The sequence below is a fragment of the Actinospica robiniae DSM 44927 genome, from assembly GCF_000504285.1.
Taxonomy (GTDB): Bacteria; Actinomycetota; Actinomycetes; order Streptomycetales; family Catenulisporaceae; genus Actinospica; species Actinospica robiniae.
On sequence record NZ_KI632511.1, the window covers coordinates 2,539,675 to 2,555,485 of the forward strand.

A 15,811-nucleotide genomic window follows, 5' to 3' on the forward strand; every position below is an offset into this window, starting at 1 on the left:
GCTTCCCTCGGCCTATTCGCTGACTGCGATGTAGCGCATCGGCGGCTCGTCGTCGTCCCACTCCTCGGGCTCTTCCTGCTCGCTCAGGTCGAGGTCGACACCGGGCAGCGCCGCGCGCAGCCGCTGCATCATCGCGTCGGACATGAAGTGGTGGTGCAGGTCGAGTTTCGCCAGGTGGGTCAACGGCTGACCGGCCAGCAGCGAGGCGGCGCCCTCGTCGCCGAGCGTCCCCAGGGACAGGTCGAGCGTCTCGAGCATCGCGTCGAGGTCCGCGTCCCAGTCGACGTGGAAGGCACGCAGGCGCTGCTCCGAGGCGTCGGCGCTCAGCCGCCAAGCCACGCCGTCCGGCTCGACCGGAGTCGCCGATCCCTTGCCCCGCACCGGAAAATCAAGCACCGGCAGTCCGGCGAACTCCTTGAGGTGACTGCCGAAACCCATTCGCCGCACGCTCCTTGCCTTGGTGTGTGTTCGCCTACCCGTGAACCACGAACGCTTGTTTCTATCACTCGCCTCCGACAGGCACTGTCGGAGCACCCATCAGCGCAGGGCGGAAGGAGACGCATCACCATGCGGGTGGAACGCCCGCATGTCACAGTGGAGGTGATCACCGAGGAGGCCGGATGTCCGACTGGTCCGCCTGGTCGCTGGCGTACGAGGGGTTCGATCCCGCGCAGGAGAAGCTGCGCGAGACGCTGTGCACAGTCGGCAACGGCTACTTCGCCACGCGCGGATCCGCGCCCGAGTCGTCCGCCGACGCGGTCCACTACCCGGGCACCTATGCCGCCGGGCACTACAACGCGCTCACCGACGTGGTCGCCGGGCACGAGGTGGTCAACGAGAGCGTGGTCAACCTGCCGGACTGGCTCGCCACCACGCTGCGGTTCGACGACGGGCCGTGGTTCGACGCCGGCTCGGTGGCGCTGACCCACTACCGCCAGACGCTTGACCTGCGGCTCGGCGTCCTGGTGCGCGATCTGGCCTTCCGCGACCCGGCCGGGCGCTCCACCCGGGTGGTGCAACGGCGCTTCGCCCACATGGAGTACCAGCATGTCGGCGGGCTGCAGACGACCGTGCTGGCGGAGGACTGGGACGGCACCCTCACGGTTCAGTCCACCCTCGACGGGCAGACGGCCAATGCCGGGGTGAGCCGGTACCGGGAGCTCTCCGGCAAGCATCTGCGGGTCGAGCGGGCCGAGGTGCTCAGCGCGGATTCGGCGCTGGTGGAGACGGAGACGGTGCAGTCCCGGGAGCGGATCGCCCAGGCCGTTCGAAGCCGGGCGTTCAGCGGCGGCGAGCCGTCGGCGTGCACGGGACGGCCGATCACCGAAGGCTCCCGCGTCGGCCACGAACTGATCCTCCCGCTCGAGGCGGGCAAGCCGGTGACGGTGGAGAAGATCGCCACGTTGTTCACCAGCCGCGATCGGGCGATCAGCGCGCCCGCGGACGCCGCGGAGCGCTGGCTCGGCCGGCTCGACGGCTTCGACGTGCTGCTCAACCGGCACACCCGGGCGTGGCGGCACTTGTGGGAGCACTGCCGGGTCGAGCTCGGCGGGGACGACGACGCCGCCAACGTGCTCCGGCTGCACCTGTTCCACCTGCTCCAGACGGTCTCGCCGAACACGATCGGCCTGGACGCGGGCGTGCCGGCGCGCGGCCTGCACGGCGAGGCTTACCGGGGCCACGTGTTCTGGGACGAGCTGTTCGTGCTGCCCGCGCTCACCACCCGCCTGCCGCACGTGGCCCGCTCGCTGCTGGACTACCGCCATCGCCGGCTGGACACGGCGCGCTGGGCCGCACGCGACGCGGGCCTGCGCGGCGCGATGTTCCCCTGGCAGTCCGGCTCGGACGGGTCCGAGACCAGCCAGCGCTTCCATCTCAACCCCGCGTCCGGCCGGTGGCTGCCGGACGCCACCCACCTGCAGCGGCACGTGGGACTGGCGGTGGCGTACAACATCTGGCAGTACTACCAGGCCACCGACGACCGCTGGTTCGCGGTGAATCACGGGGCTGAGATGTTCCTGGAGATCGCCCGGTTCTTCGGATCGCTGGCCTGCTACGACCACTCCCTCGACCGCTACCGGCTACGCGGCGTGGTCGGCCCGGACGAGTTCCACACGCACTATCCGGGCAACACCGAACCGGGCATCGACGACAACGCCTACACCAATGTGATGGCCGTGTGGGTGCTCGAGCGTGCCAGGACCCTGCTTCGGCTGCTGCCGGCCGCGCGCCGGGATCAGCTCACCGAGGCGCTGGGGCTGACCGCGGAAGAGACCGAGCGATGGGATCGCATCGCGCACCGGATGTTCGTACCCTTCCATGAGGACGGACTGATCAGCCAGTTCGCCGGATACGAGGAGCTTGAAGAGCTGGACTGGGACGGGCTGCGGGCCCGGCATCGCGACATCACCCGGCTGGACCGGATCCTCGAGGCCGAGCACGACGACGTGAACCGGTATAAGGCCTCGAAGCAGGCGGACGTGCTGATGCTGTTCTACCTGCTGTCCGCGGGCGAGCTGCGCGGCATCCTGCGGCGGCTCGGCTACGCCTGGGATCCGGCGTCGATCCCGGACACGGTCGACTACTACCTGGCCCGCACCTCGCACGGATCGACGCTCAGCGCCGTGGTCCACGCCTCGGTGCTGGCCCGGGCCCACCGCGACGACGCGCTGCACTACTTCCTCGAGGCGCTGCGCAGCGACGTCGCCGACGTGCAGGGCGGGACGACGGCGGAGGGCGTGCACCTGGCGGCGATGGCCGGCTCGCTCGACGTGCTCCAGCGCTGCTTCGCCGGGGTGGAGATGCGCGGCGACGTGCTGCATCTCAACCCCTACTGGCCGCCCGAGCTCGGCCGGCTGGAGTTCTCGATGACCTACCGGGAGCACGCGCTGGACGTCGAGATCGCCGAGGACCAGGTGCGGGTGAGCGCCGGCCCGGGCGGCCAGTCGCCGATCCGGGTGCGTTGCCGCGGCAGTTCGGCCGTGCTGGCGCCCGGCGGCCAGGTCGTGTTCGGCGAGCAGGCCGCGGCTCTCTAGCGATCAGCGCGCCAAACGCCGGAGCGGCGGCGCGGAACGGCTAATCTTTGCGCCATGAAGGGTTTCCGACAGTTCATCCTCCGGGGCAACCTCGTCGACCTCGCGGTCGCGGTCGTCATCGGCGCTCAGTTCTCCGACCTGGTGAAGGGCCTGACCAGCTCGTTCATCACGCCGTTGCTCAAAATGTTCGGCGGCACGCAGAGGTTCGAGAGCTACAGCTTCACGGTCAGGCACTCGGTCTTCACCTACGGTGTGTTCATCGATGACGTCATCTCGTTCGTGATCTCGGCCGCCGTCATCTACTTCGCGATCGTGCTGCCGGTCGCCCGCCTGCTGCGCATGATCGCCAAGGATCAGGCCACGACCGAGCGCCCCTGCCCGGTGTGCACCCGCAGCATCCCGATCGCGGCGCAACGCTGCCCGGAGTGCACGAGCGTGCTGACCGAGGGCACCAAGGCCACGACCGAGGTGCCGGAGCCGCGGCCGGCCCCGGTGGGCTGACCGCCTGCATCGGTTCGATCACAGCGCGTTGAGTACGGATTTCACCAGCGGACCTGCCGCCTCGTCGCCGAACCCGCCGTTGAGCACGACGCAGGCGATGGCCACGTCCTTCTGCGGGTCGTAGGCGATCATCCACGAGTCGGCCGCGGTGCCCGGGGCACCGTGGTCGGCCGTGCCGGTCTTGGCGTAGACATCGGAGCCGAAGCCGACCTTGTGGGCGGTGCCGTCGGAGTAGCTGACGACCGCGTGCATCATGCTGCGCAGCTGGCTCGCCGTGGACGAGGGCAGCGGCGTGGCGGACACCTGGTGGGCGCCGGGCAGCAGGATCGGCTGGCGGAAGACGCCGGTGTCGACCGTCGCCGCGACCGAGGCCATGGCCAGCGGGTTCGTCTGGATCACGCCCTGGCCGAAGGACTCGGCCGCGAGCTCGGAGTCCTCGGCGGCGGGCGGGATGCTGAAGTAGTCGGTTCCCTGGCCGAGGCCGATGTCCCACTGCGCGCCCAGCCCGAAATAGGTGCGCGCGGTCTCGGCCAGCGTGCCGTCGGACAGCTTCTGGTACTGGGTGGTGAAGGCGTTGTTGCAGGACGCTGCGAAGTCCTCGATCAGCGGGGTTCCGGCCGACTCGGACTCACCCGAGGAGTTGTGGAACGTCACGCCGGTGACGGTGTAGGCGGAGGGGCAGGCCACGTCGGTGTTCATCGACATGCCCTGATTCAGCAGCGCGGCGGAGGAGACCACCTTCATGGTGGAGCCGGGCGCGATCTGGGCGGTGAGCGCGTCGTCGTTCTGCCCGTCGTTGTTGGCGATCGCCAGGATGTGCCCGGTCGAGGGCTGGAGCACCACCATCGAGCTCTGCGACTGGCGCGCGACCGCCGAAACGGCCGCGCTCTCGACCGTCGGATCGATGGTGGTGGCGAGGTTCTTGGCCGCCGGCGCGGTGACGACGGACGGCTGGGTGTCGCCCGCCTCGCCGTCGGCGTCCGTGTAGACGACGTCGAGGCCGGGGGTGCCGCCGCCCTGGCCGGCGTCGGCGGCGCCTGCGAGCATGCTCGCTATCCGCTGCACACCGGGGTCGGAGGCCTGGGACAGGTCGCCGCCCTTCGCGTCGGTGACCTCTCCCCCGCTCGGATCCACGGTCTGCACGCCCAGTGTCATGTCCTCGCCCAGGTTCGGCGCGAGCACGTCCGGCTGCCATTGCACGACCGGGCCGGACGGGCCGACGTAGACCTGCAGCTGCGAGGTGTAGTGCCAGACGCCGGTGAGTTTGCCCGAGCGCACCGTCGCGGAGACGCTGAAGACCGAGGCCCCGAAGGAGTCCGTGCTGTTCAGCTTGATACTCAGGGATTTGAGATCAAGCCCGGATCGGTAGGCCGCCAACGCCTTGCCCGCCGCGCTCGGAGAGTCGGTGAGCTTCGCCGCGGCGGTGTAGTCGCCGGCCTGCCAGTCGCCGAGGAACGCCTGCGTCGTGTGCTGCGCCGCCTGCTGCGCGACCGGGCTCGGGCCGGGAGCGCCGTTGTCGCTGCCGGCCGCCTGTCCGGCGACGGTCGCGGTCGGGGGCGTCGAGGGCGCGGAGCCCGAGGAGAGCAGCAGATAGGCGGCGTAACCCGCGGCCGCGAACCCGCCGGCCATGCCCAGCGACAATCGCAGACGTCTGCCACGCGCCATCGGCGCGCGGCCGACGCGGCGTCCGTCGCCGCCGTCGTATTCGTCGTACTCCTCGTACTCGGGGTACCGCTCGTACTCGGCCGGGTCGTCGCGGCCGCCGCGCCCATCTTCGAAGTCTGACATTCCCATACCCCCCATTACCGCACGCGGAGACAGCGCATTGCTACGGACTTGCTACTCAGATCACACACTGGGTGTACTCACTTCACGCGTCCGACCGGCCCGCGGTGCGCAGATCGACGATGCTGCGCCGCTCCCGGCCGTCCGGCGCGGCCGCGGCCGCCACCCCGACCGCGGTCATGGTCAGGATGTGCCAGCCCGGGCGCACACCGAGGGCCTCCTCGAGCCCGTCGAGGTCGAAGGCCCGGAACTGCCGGCAGGCCAGGTCCATTGCCTGCGCCTGCAGCGTCATGTGCGCCACGGCCTGGCCCAGGTCGTAGTCGGCGAACTCGGAGTACGGCATGCCGCTTTCGTCCACTTCGCGCCGGGCCAGGTTCACCACCAGTGCGCTGGCGTCCGGCGCCCACAGCCGCGAGCTGCCGGCCAGGTGCTCCACCAGCGTCGCGTGCCCCTCCTCGCCGCGCCGGCGCGGGTGGAACGCCCAAGGCTGGGAGTTTCCGGCCGACGGCGCCCAGCGGGCAGCCTCGAGCAGCGCCTCGAGCTGCTCGTCGGCGAGCTCGTGGCCCTGGTCGAAGCGCAACGGGCTGTAGCGGGCGCGCAGGAGCGGACTGACCCTTACGTGATCCACGCGTTGATTCTGCCACGGGTCAAGGCCCGGATTTCCCCCGGCGACCGCGGCCCGTCATCATGGGAGGGCCACGCCCGACCTGCACCATGACGGAGAACCGCATGATTCCTCTGATCGATCTCTATCGCTGGCGCCGCGGCGACCGGGCCGCCGTCGCCGCCGAGACCGATGCCGCGCTGCGCGAATCCGGCTTTCTCCTCATATCGGGACACGGGATCGATCCGACGCTGCGTGCCAAGCTGCGCACGGCGGCGAAGGAGTTCTTCGACCTGCCGGACTCGACCAAGTCCCGCTACGCGGCGCCGGTCGGCGGGCGGGGGTGGATCCCGATCGGCAAGGAGGCCAACGCCTTCTACGGGCTCGAGGCCGACACCTCCCGGGCGGACCTGAAAGAGAGCCTGACCATGGGCCGCGACTTCGCCACCGGCGATGCGGCCACCGACGCGGCCTGGTTCGCCCCGAACGTCCAGCCGGCCGAGGTCCGCGACCTGGCCGAACTGTGCGCTCTCTACGCCGAGCAGGTGCGCGCGCTCTACGACGAGCTGCTCGACGTCTGCGACGCGGCGCTCGGGCTGCCCGAGGGCTTCTTCCGCGCTCGCAGCCGGAACTCGCCGCACACCTTCAACATCAACCGGTACCCGCCGCTGCGCGAGACCGGGGCGCCGCAGGAGGGCCAGTTCCGGGTCGCGCCGCACACCGACTGGGGCATGCTCACGATCCTCGACCGGCAGGCCGGCTACGGCGGGCTGCAGATCCAGACCCTCGACGGGGACTGGGTCGACGCGCCCCTGCACGACGACGCGTACACCATCAACATCGGCGACCTGCTGGCCCGGTGGACCGGCGACCGCTGGCGCTCGACCCGCCACCGCGTGCTCCCGCCCCCGGCCGACCAGCCCGGCGAGGAGCTGATCTCGCTGATCATGTTCATGGAGGCCGACGTCGACACCGAGGTCACCCCGCTGCCCGCGCCGATCAGCGTGCGCCAGGACCTCCCGCCGGTCCGCTACGGCGACTACCTCGCCGAGCGCGCCCGCGCGGCCTCGGTCGCGCTCGAAACCGAGTCGATGACCGGCTGAGCGCTCGTGGGACGTGCTGGCTCATCGGGTTGGGGTGTTTGCCAAGGTGTGGGCGGCCGCTTCGCGTCGCCTGTTTCGTCCGTCCACGCCCACCCGTTACGTTGGCGGGGTGGGCTGCGGTTTCAAGATCTCGCCTCCGGCGCGGGCCCTTCCCTCGGAGAGAGTGCCGGGGTCGCGTGGGTGCTGTCGTTGGCGGAGCGGGCTGAGGTCCGGGGTGGTCGGGTACCGGGGGGCGTGCTCTCTCCTCGGCCGGACACCAGAGGCAATCAGGAACCTGCCGGGAGGTCAAGCGGCGGTGGCCCTCGTTGATGCTGGATCTTGCATCGCGCCGCTTGACCTCCCGGCAGGTTCCTGATCGGGCTTCGCCTGCCCGACCGAGGAGAGAGCACACCCCCTGAGGGGCCGGTGCGAGCTGCGCTCGGGCCGAGTCCCATCGCGTGGCCCGGCCGCGCTCGATGCGGAAGGATTCTGCATCGCCGTGATCCGAACCGTCCCGATTCCCGATCGGCGCGCAGGGTCGGCGCTTCGGTCGCGCTCGATGTGAAATCTCACATCGCCCTGGGCTCCACCTCGATTCCAGACCTCGCGGCAGAATCCCGCAGCGCCAGCCGCGTTCGATGCGGAAGGATTCTGCATCGCCCCGGTCTGATCCACCCGATGCCCACGTACTGCGCAGGACCGCGCGGCCCGGTCGCACCCCGAGGGGAAATCCTGCACCGCTTTCCGCCACACCCCTGACCCCATCTGCCCAGCCAACCCGTCCACCACCCTCCCGTCACCAGCCCCGACCCTCGTACTCTTCCATGCTAGACGCCACCACCGACAAAAACAGCGAATCCGGCTTTTGCCGGAAAAGAAAAAATACGGGAGATTTCCGGGCACTCGGGCGTGCTCCCCAGCGTTGAAGGAGTAGAGAAGAAGACAGCGGCCCAGAACGGCAATGCAGGATTCTTCCGGATCGAGCGCGACCGGACCAGGCCCGAGCGCAGCTCGCACTGCTCCCTAGGGGGTGTGCTCTCTCCTCGGTCGGGCAGGCGAAGCCCGATCAGGGTTCTGCCGGGAGGTCAAGCGGCGCCATGCACAATCGAGCATGAGCGGAAACCACCGCCGCTTGACCTCCCGGCAGGTCCCTGATTGCCTCCGGGGACCGACCGAGGAGAGAGCACACACCCGCAACCCCACCACCCCGAACCCCAACCCGCCCCACCAACGCCAGCACCCCACAGACCCCGGCAATCTCTCCGAGGAAGGGCCCCCGCCGGAGGCGAAATCTTGAAACCGCAGCACGCCCCGCCAACGCAACGGGTGGGCGGGTGGACAGACAAACAGGGCGACGCGAAGCGGCCGCCCATCAACTCGCGTTAGGCCGGCCTCAGCCCGCCCCGGCGGGTCCGCGCAATCCACTCGGATGGAGCACGCGGGCCTGCCCGGGGCGGCTGCGCGTGCTGTCTAAAATCTGATCAAACCGTTATCAAACGGACACGGTCGCAGAGAAAGCACACGCATATGACAGAACGCTCGCGACGCTCCTTCCTCCGGACCGCCGCCGTCGGAGGCGCGCTGACCGGCGGCGCCGTCCTGCTGCCCGGCGGCCTCGCCCGGGCCGCCGCCGTCCCGGCCGCACCCCGCACCGGCGCCTCGCCGGACGCGGTCACCCTCCAGGTCACGAACGACTCCAGCGCCTTCGAGCAGTTCGCCGTCTACCAGAACGACCCCGACCTCGGCGTCTACAACGTGATGAGCCTGGCCTGGTTCGTCAAGGGCGCCCATCCGCAGCAGACGGTGCAGTTCCAGTGGCAGCAGGACTACAGCTTCCTGCTCTTCGGCAAAGGCGGCAGCACCATCACCCAGAGCGTGAACGCCGATCCCTCCGACCTGAACCAGAATCAGATCGCGCTCACCTACACCAACGGGGCTTACGCGCTGGTACCGGGCCGTGCCCTCGGCACGGCGGAGCTCGGCAGCCTCTACGTCGACGAGCTCGTCACCGTCCCGGTCGACGGCGTGGGCAAAGTCGGCATCGGCATGTCGGGAGCCGCCCTGTACGCGGTCCAGACCGAGCCCAACCAGGAGCTGGTGTTCACGCCCCACCCGACCCAGCATTTCTGGCTCACCGCGGGCAACTTCACGCCCGGGGAGAATCTGGACATCGAGGAGATCAGTACGGCGGTCGCGCTCGACTTCGTGCCGGGCACGCCCGGGCTGGCGGTGACCCTCAACCGCGACAGCACCTGGAGCACCTCGCTGCTTCCGACCTCGTAAACGCCAAGGCCGTGCGGCCCACTCCCAGGTGGGCCGCACGGCCGCTTCGCGAGCCGCGCCGGAGGCTACGGCTTCAGGTCCACGACCTGCGGGTCGTGGTCACTGGTCTGGTTCGCGTACTCGGCGTTGATGTGCACGACCTGGTAGTCGTACGAGGTGATGCCGGGCGAGACCAGGATGTGGTCGAGGACCTCGGAGACGCCGTCGTAGTCGTACGTGTACTGCTGGTCCACCGGCAGGGTGGTGATCAGGTCGGTCAGGATCGCCGGGCCGGTGCCGGAGGCGTTGCCGGTCTCCAGCGCCGCGAGGGACGGGCTGAACTGGTAGTCGTTCAGGTCGCCCACCACCACGACGTCGGCCTTCTTGTCGATGGCGAGCAGCTGCTGCACGAAGTCGTGCTCGACCTGGGCCTGGCCGGCCCGCTGGATCGCCGAGTCCTGCTCCGGGTACTGGTAGCGGCCGTCCTGGTTCTGGTCGCCGAGCTTCGCGTCGAAGTGGTTGGCGATGACGAACACGGTCTTGCCGTTGAACGAGAACTCGCCCACCAGCGGCTTGCGGCTGTAGGACCAGACCGGGTTGGCCGGGTCGATCCGGCCGGGCGAGAGGGTCAGGTCCGGCTCGCCCTTGGTCTTGATGACCGCGGTGGCGGTGGTCGACCGGTCCACGTTCACGCCGCCGCGGTCGACGAAGGTGACCACGGCCGGGTTGTACAGGAACACCTGGCGGATGTTGCCGCCCGGCTCGCCGCCGTCCGCGTCGTTGACCGGGTCGATCTGACGGTAGGCGTACTGCGGGCCGCCGGCCGCGGCGATCGCCGTGGTCAGCGCGGCCAGGGTCTTGTCCGCGGCAGCGGTGCCGTCGTCGGTGGCGCCGTCGTTGTCCTGCACCTCCTCGACCGCGATGATGTCGGGCGAGTTGAGGTTGGTGACGATTCCCTTGGCCAGCGCCGTGAACTTCGCCGCCGGGTCGCTCGGCGCCAGGTTCTCGACGTTGTAGGTGGCGATGGAGAGCTGCTTCTTCGCCGGTGCGGTGGCCACGGTCGGCGCCAGGTTGCCCGACACGACCGTGCCGAGCTGCGAGGCCGAGACCAGGAAGCCGCCGTACTGCGAGTAGTCGATGTTGCCGACGGTCGCGCCGGAGAACTCGTCGCCGACGTTCACCTCGGGGTTGGTGCCGTTGTCGGCGACGACCTCGAGCCGGCCGGCCGGCGTCTGGTTCTCGCCGAGCAGCTCGGCCCCGCCTCGGATGGTGGCGTCCTGGCCCGGCTTGGTGGTGATGTACTGCTCGCCGTAGGCGTCGGACGGACCGACCACGGAGGCGTTGTCGACCTCGACCCGCATGCCCTCGATCGACTCGTAGTAGTCGAGCGCGGAACGTGTCGGCTGGATGGTGCCGTTCTCGATGCTGGCGTTGCCGAGGTCCGGCGCGTAGGTGCTGGGCACGGTGGTTGGCGTGATCACGATCGGCGCGGGCAGCGCGTTGCCGGTGCTCAGCGTGATCGTGGTCGGGCTGCCGATCTCAGTGGTCGACAGGTTCGAGGTGGTGGCGTCGGTGTCGCCGCTGGCGAGCGGGTAGTACTGCTCGACCTTGCCGGACACCAGCACCGAGTCGCCCACCGCGACGGCCGGGGCGGAGGAGGTGTAGACGAACACCGCCTCGCTGGTCGCCGCGTCGCTGTCCGGGTTCGGGTCCTGGACCCAGTAGCCCTTCGAGCCGCTGGTACGGATCGCCGTGACGATGCCGGGCACGTTCGTGACCTGCTGCCCGTTCTCCGGCGAGATCCACTTGTCGCTCTGGATGTCGTGGATGCGCAGCGGGCCCGGAGCCGGGGTCTGGCTAGGGGTCGGCGTCGGGGTCGGGCTGGAGCTCGAGCCGGTGGAGGAGGAGTTCTCCGGGTCCACCGCGCCGGCGGTGAAGTCGACGCCGTTCTGGCCGGTGTCGGTGCCGGTCGCGGAACGCGAGTCGGCGGTCGTGTTGCTCAGCAGCGGCGCGTCGGCGCTGCCCTCGTAGACCACGGCCGTGCCGTAGCCGACCAGGTCGCCGATGGTGCCGTCGGCCGCGCAGTCTGCGGCGGTCTTGCAGGTGAGCGCGGTCTGCGTGGTGTCGAGGGCGACGGTGCCGCTGGTGCCGGACATGTTGATGGTGCCGGTGGCGTCGGGGGTCGGCAGCGCCGTGGTCCCGCCGGTGCCGGCCGCCTCGCCGACCAGGTAGTGCGCGCCCGGCGCGATCGAGCCGGACAGGGCGGTCACCTGCCAGGTCGTGCTGGCGCCGGGTGCGGCCGAGATGTACTGGACCGAGTCGTTGGCGAGCGAGACCGTGCTGGTGCCGCTGTTGTAGAGCTCGATGAAGTCGTTCGTGTAGGTGGCGCCGGAGTTTCCTCCGCCGCCGTACACCTCCTCGATCACCACACCGCCGGCGCCTGCGTCGGCGTGGGCTCCGGCGGTCGGCACCAGGGCCACGAACGCGGCTGACGCAGCGGCGGTGCCGGCTGCTGTCAGGGAACGGATTTTGGACACGGTCCTCCTCAGTTGAATGGGAAGCCCTCCAGTATCTGGAAATCTTGGCGCCGTGTCATGGTTGCGCAGAAGAAAAGCGCGCGACCACCAGGTTTCCACCCGGCGGCGCGCGCGCTCCTCGGCCCGATCGGCTCAGCTCACCAAGCTCCGTCCGCCGCGAGTCCGAGAACGGTCCGGGACCGCGCGGTTCAGCACCCGACGCCCCGCCAAACCGTGAGCCTCACCACATCGCGCCAGCAGTTCTCTGACTCACTACTCGGCAGTAGAGTCCACCCTGCTTCCGCGGACGGGGCCCGACCGGCCACCCAACGTGTCAGGGTCCTGCCGCTGCCGCCTTCCACCCACGAAGGAGCCCACCGCGATGATCCGCAACCGCTCGCTCACCGCCCTCGGCGTGGCCGCCGTCGCCCTCGGCCTGACCGCCGCCGCCGGCCCCGCGTTCGCCGCCGCCCCGGCCGCCAAGGCCGGCGCCTCGTTCAACCCCGGCGGCCTGTTCCGCCCGGCCGCCGGCGCCCACCCGAACGCCGCCCGCGCCGCCGCCGGCAAGACCGTGCTGGACTACTCGACCAACTGGCCCGGCTACGCCGTCACCGGCGCCGCCTTCACCTCGGCCAGCGCGACCTGGGTGCAGAACGCCGCGACCTGCTCCTCCAGCGGCGGCGAGACCGACATGTCGCCGTGGGTCGGCCTCGACGGCTTCAGCGACAGCACCGTCGAGCAGATCGGCACCTCGGCCGACTGCAGCGGCTCGAGCGTCGACTACTACGCCTGGTACGAGATGTACCCGGCCAATTACGTCACGATCAACAAGACCATCAAGAAGGGCGACAGCTTCACCGGCACGGTGACCCACACCTCCGGCACGACCTACAAGCTGACCCTGGTGAACAACACCGAAGGCTGGACCTACAGCGTCAGCAAGTCGCTCTCGGCCGGCAACTCCTCCGCCGAGGCCGTGATGGAGCAGGCCGGCGACCACCTCACCAAGTGGACCGGGACCGACCCGTTCACCAGCTTCACTGTGAACGGCTCGCCGGCCGGCTCGTTCACCGGCTCGCAGTACACGATCTACCAGATGGAGATCCAGAACGGCTCCACCCTCTGCGACTCGGACTCGGCGCTCAGCGGAAATGAGAACTTCACCACCACGTGGCTCAACGCCTGCTGAACCGGTTGACCCGCTGAGCCTGTGATCAGGCACGGCGTGGCGCGGGCCCGATCCGGACTGCCGGGCCCGCGCCACGCCCGCCTGTTCCCCTGCTGACTTCGACCCCTGACCCTGGCACCATGATTACGTGTATGACGTCATCATCGTCGGGGCGCGCTGCGCCGGCGCGTCGACCGCGCTCCTGCTGGCCCGCCAGGGCGTGCGCGTGCTGCTGGCGGACCGGGTCGTGTTCCCGAGCGACACCGTCTCGACCCACTTGCTGCACCCTGCCGGTGTCGCCCACCTGCGCAGCTGGGGTCTCCTCGACGCGCTTCTGGCCAGCGGCTGCCCGAAGATCGAGAGCATCGCGTTCCAGCCGGCCCCAGAACTGACGCTGCGTGCGGCGCCCTATCCCGCCGCGGACGGCTCGACTCTCGTGCTGGCGCCGCGCCGGACCAAGCTCGACCTGCTCCTCGTCGAAGCCGCGACCGCCGCCGGCGCAACGGTGCGCGAAGGCGTCTCGTTCCAGCGGCCGGTCTGGCAGGACGGCAGGGTGGTCGGGGCGGAGTTCCGAGACCGGGACGGCCGCGCCTTCGCCGAGCAGGCCGCGCTGCTCATCGGCACGGACGGACGCAACTCCGAGGTGGCTAAAGCCGTCGGCGCGCAGGTCCTGCGGGACGAGGGGAACTTCGGCTGCCAGTACTACGGCTACTGGAGCGGGCTGCCGGACAACGGCGCGCAGGTCTTCGTCGGACAGGGCAAGGCCGTGCTGGCGTTCCCCACGCACGACGGCAGCCACCTCGTCCTCGTCGGCTGGCCGCGCGAGCGGTTCGAGGAGGTCAAGCGCGACCTCGAACGCCACTTCCTGGACGAGGTCGAGGCACTGGCCCCGGAGATCCGGGGCTATCTGACCGAGGAGAACCGGACCGCCCGCATCGTCGGATCCGGCGACATGGCCAACCGGATCCGCGAGTCCGCCGGCCCCGGCTGGGTCCTGGCCGGAGATGCCGCCGTGGCCAAGGACGCCGTGACCGCGCAGGGCATCGGCGACGCCTTCGCCCAGGCCCAGTCTCTCGCCGACCTGCTGCCCGCGGCCCTGGCGGCGGGCCCGGCGGCGGTCGACGAAGCGACCGCCGCGCACGTCATCGGCCGCGACCGCGACGGCGCGAACGGGTTCGAGACCACCCTCGCCTTCGCCACCGGCGGCGGAGGCGACGCCCTCGGCCCGATCTTCCGCGCGATAGAGGACCGGCCGGAGCTGATCTCGATGTTCTTCGGCGTCTACGCCGGCCGGGTCGCGATGGGCGAGTTCGCCGCGGCGGTCGGAGCGGCCGGCTGAGCGGCTGTCAGCCCTCGTCGAAACAAAGGCAGAACGGATGCCCGGCGGGATCGAGCAGAACCCTGACATGATCCTGCGGCTGGAACTCGGCCACGGTGGCCCCCGACGCGACCGCCTCGGCCACCGCCGAGTCCAGATCCGCCACCTGGAAATCGAAATGCATCATCGCCCGCTGCCGGCCGTCCGCCGGCGGCCACACCGGAGGCTGATAACCCTCGGCCCGCTGGAAAACAAAGTACGGACCCTGCGGCGAAGCCGCGACGACGGCCGTCTCCGGGTCCTCATGTCCCACGTGCCAGTCCAGAAGCTCGGCGTAGAACCTCGCCAGAGCGCCGGGATCCGGCGCCTCGATCGCCGTTCCCCACCACATGCCGTCAGCCCGGGATTTCATGCCCGCAGCCTGACCGATCATCCGCGGACGGTCAAGTATTCGATAGCTCGCGCGCGCGACTCATGGCACCATGGTTTTCATGGAGACACACGGCACGATCCCTGACTGGGTCGTCATCATGGCCTACCAGAACCTCCCCGGCTGCCCGAGCCCGTATCGCGCGGTCTGCGACTGACTGCTCGACCGGCAATTCGACTGGTATCCCCTGGACGCCGGCGAACTGGTGATCGACCATTACTGTGGGAGATACAAGGACGGCACGCCCTGGGGCTCGTTCACCTTCAAAATCCGGGCTTCGGCGTTGCAACGGTTGGGACTGCATCCTGATCAGCCGACGTCGCGGATCATCGGGCCGACGCAGCCCAAATGGTGGCGCGCGGACGCGTTGCGGCGGATGGGGTGTCGGCGCTGAGACATCGGCCGGCCCGCACCATCCCAGCCTTCGAATCTCAGTTGCCTCATCCGCTGCAGCCTGACGAGCATCGACCCATGCTCATCGATCAGCACTTGTTCGCCTTGTTCCTCATCACCACGTTCATCGCGATGATCAGCCCGGGGCCCGACATGCTCTTCATCCTCGGCTGCGGCATGCGCGGCGGGCCGCGGGCCGGCCTGCTCGCCACGGCCGGCGTGGCCACCAGCGAGGTCGTGCACATCACCTTGGCGGCCGCGGGGCTCTCCGCGTTCTTCGCCGCCGCCCCGGCCGCGTTCACCGCCCTGCGGATCGCCGGCGGCGGGTACCTCGTCTACCTCGGCGTCCAGGCGATCCGACACCGCGGCGAGGACCGGCTCGAACTCGGCGGTCCGGCGGGCGCGGGGATGCCCGGGCGGGTCGCGTATCTTCGGGGTCTGCTGACGAACCTGGTGAACCCGAAGATGGTCACCTTCACGATCGCGTTCCTGCCGCAGTTCGTCGATCCTCGCCTCGGGCGGGTCTGGCTGCAGTTCGCGGTGCTCGGCGCGGTCTTCATCGCGCTGGAGTTCTTGGTGGACGGGACCGTGGGCGTGCTCGCGGGACGCATCGGCCGGTGGCTGGGGCGCCGGCAGCGGGCGCGGCGAAGGCTGGACGCGGCCACCGGCGGCGTGTTCATCGGGCTGGGCGTGCGCTTGGCCGTTGAACGCTGAGAC

General features: G+C 69.9%; 11 protein-coding genes and 1 pseudogene. 7 read left to right on the plus strand and 5 right to left on the minus strand.

Annotated features, from left to right (window positions below; genetic code table 11):
• Window positions 1-12 precede the first annotated feature (12 nt).
• Window positions 13-273: pseudogene (locus ACTRO_RS50890) on the minus strand (STM4015 family protein); the annotation flags it as partial.
• Between the two features lie 347 nt (window positions 274-620).
• Between ACTRO_RS50890 and ACTRO_RS10845 the strand changes: the two are divergent.
• On the plus strand, window positions 621-3,035 hold the full coding sequence (locus tag ACTRO_RS10845; RefSeq protein WP_034263028.1) for a glycoside hydrolase family 65 protein: 2,415 nt from the start codon (window positions 621-623) through the stop codon (window positions 3,033-3,035).
• A gap of 54 nt (window positions 3,036-3,089) precedes the next feature.
• The gene (gene mscL / locus ACTRO_RS10850; RefSeq protein WP_051450638.1) at window positions 3,090-3,536 is read left to right on the plus strand and encodes a large conductance mechanosensitive channel protein MscL; all 447 of its coding nucleotides are present in this window, start codon (window positions 3,090-3,092) and stop codon (window positions 3,534-3,536) included.
• 18 nt (window positions 3,537-3,554) lie between these two features.
• Here mscL and ACTRO_RS10855 read toward each other — a convergent pair whose 3' ends face one another.
• Both ACTRO_RS10855 and ACTRO_RS10860 read right to left on the minus strand, forming a co-directional pair.
• Window positions 3,555-5,324, minus strand: coding sequence for a penicillin-binding transpeptidase domain-containing protein (locus ACTRO_RS10855; RefSeq protein WP_051450639.1), 1,770 nt, complete (start codon window positions 5,322-5,324; stop codon window positions 3,555-3,557).
• 82 nt (window positions 5,325-5,406) lie between these two features.
• The gene (locus tag ACTRO_RS10860) at window positions 5,407-5,949 is read right to left on the minus strand and encodes a nitroreductase family protein (protein ID WP_034263030.1); all 543 of its coding nucleotides are present in this window, start codon (window positions 5,947-5,949) and stop codon (window positions 5,407-5,409) included.
• Between the two features lie 101 nt (window positions 5,950-6,050).
• Here ACTRO_RS10860 and ACTRO_RS10865 point away from each other — a divergent pair, with 101 nt between their 5' ends.
• Together ACTRO_RS10865 and ACTRO_RS10870 are read left to right on the plus strand one after the other, a co-directional pair.
• Window positions 6,051-7,028, plus strand: coding sequence for an isopenicillin N synthase family dioxygenase (locus ACTRO_RS10865; protein WP_211244188.1), 978 nt, complete (start codon window positions 6,051-6,053; stop codon window positions 7,026-7,028).
• Between the two features lie 1,506 nt (window positions 7,029-8,534).
• Complete coding sequence (locus tag ACTRO_RS10870) at window positions 8,535-9,290, plus strand: hypothetical protein (protein WP_051450640.1); 756 nt, start codon at window positions 8,535-8,537, stop codon at window positions 9,288-9,290.
• 65 nt (window positions 9,291-9,355) lie between these two features.
• Here the strand turns inward: ACTRO_RS10870 and ACTRO_RS10875 are convergent, their stop codons facing one another.
• A complete protein-coding gene (locus ACTRO_RS10875) occupies window positions 9,356-11,806 on the minus strand; it encodes an endonuclease/exonuclease/phosphatase family protein (protein ID WP_034263035.1) in 2,451 nt (816 codons plus the stop codon).
• 361 nt (window positions 11,807-12,167) lie between these two features.
• Between ACTRO_RS10875 and ACTRO_RS10880 the strand changes: the two genes are divergently transcribed.
• Entirely contained in the window at window positions 12,168-12,974 is an 807-nt protein-coding gene (locus ACTRO_RS10880) for a G1 family glutamic endopeptidase (RefSeq protein ID WP_051450641.1), read from the plus strand.
• A 127-nt stretch (window positions 12,975-13,101) separates the two neighbouring features.
• Window positions 13,102-14,292: an NAD(P)/FAD-dependent oxidoreductase gene (locus ACTRO_RS10885; RefSeq protein WP_034263036.1), complete on the plus strand. Its 1,191-nt coding sequence runs from the start codon at window positions 13,102-13,104 to the stop codon at window positions 14,290-14,292.
• A gap of 7 nt (window positions 14,293-14,299) precedes the next feature.
• Here the strand turns inward: ACTRO_RS10885 and ACTRO_RS10890 are convergent, their stop codons facing one another.
• Window positions 14,300-14,683, minus strand: coding sequence for a VOC family protein (locus ACTRO_RS10890; protein ID WP_034274236.1), 384 nt, complete (start codon window positions 14,681-14,683; stop codon window positions 14,300-14,302).
• A gap of 489 nt (window positions 14,684-15,172) precedes the next feature.
• On the opposite strand from ACTRO_RS10890, the gene ACTRO_RS10895 reads away from it, so the two are divergent.
• Window positions 15,173-15,808: a LysE family translocator gene (locus ACTRO_RS10895; RefSeq protein ID WP_034263038.1), complete on the plus strand. Its 636-nt coding sequence runs from the start codon at window positions 15,173-15,175 to the stop codon at window positions 15,806-15,808.
• The last annotated feature ends 3 nt before the right edge of the window (window positions 15,809-15,811 follow it).

What these genes read in the sequence shown, in the direction of transcription:
- ACTRO_RS10845 (WP_034263028.1), top strand. Translation starts at nt 621, where the DNA reads ATGTCCGACTGGTCCGCCTGGTCGCTGGCGTACGAGGGGTTCGATCCC.
- mscL (WP_051450638.1), top strand. Translation starts at nt 3,090, where the DNA reads ATGAAGGGTTTCCGACAGTTCATCCTCCGGGGCAACCTCGTCGACCTC.
- ACTRO_RS10855 (WP_051450639.1), bottom strand. Translation starts at nt 5,324, where the DNA reads ATGTCAGACTTCGAAGATGGGCGCGGCGGCCGCGACGACCCGGCCGAG.
- ACTRO_RS10865 (WP_211244188.1), top strand. Translation starts at nt 6,051, where the DNA reads ATGATTCCTCTGATCGATCTCTATCGCTGGCGCCGCGGCGACCGGGCC.
- ACTRO_RS10870 (WP_051450640.1), top strand. Translation starts at nt 8,535, where the DNA reads ATGACAGAACGCTCGCGACGCTCCTTCCTCCGGACCGCCGCCGTCGGA.
- ACTRO_RS10880 (WP_051450641.1), top strand. Translation starts at nt 12,168, where the DNA reads ATGATCCGCAACCGCTCGCTCACCGCCCTCGGCGTGGCCGCCGTCGCC.
- ACTRO_RS10890 (WP_034274236.1), bottom strand. Translation starts at nt 14,683, where the DNA reads ATGAAATCCCGGGCTGACGGCATGTGGTGGGGAACGGCGATCGAGGCG.
- ACTRO_RS10895 (WP_034263038.1), top strand. Translation starts at nt 15,173, where the DNA reads ATGCTCATCGATCAGCACTTGTTCGCCTTGTTCCTCATCACCACGTTC.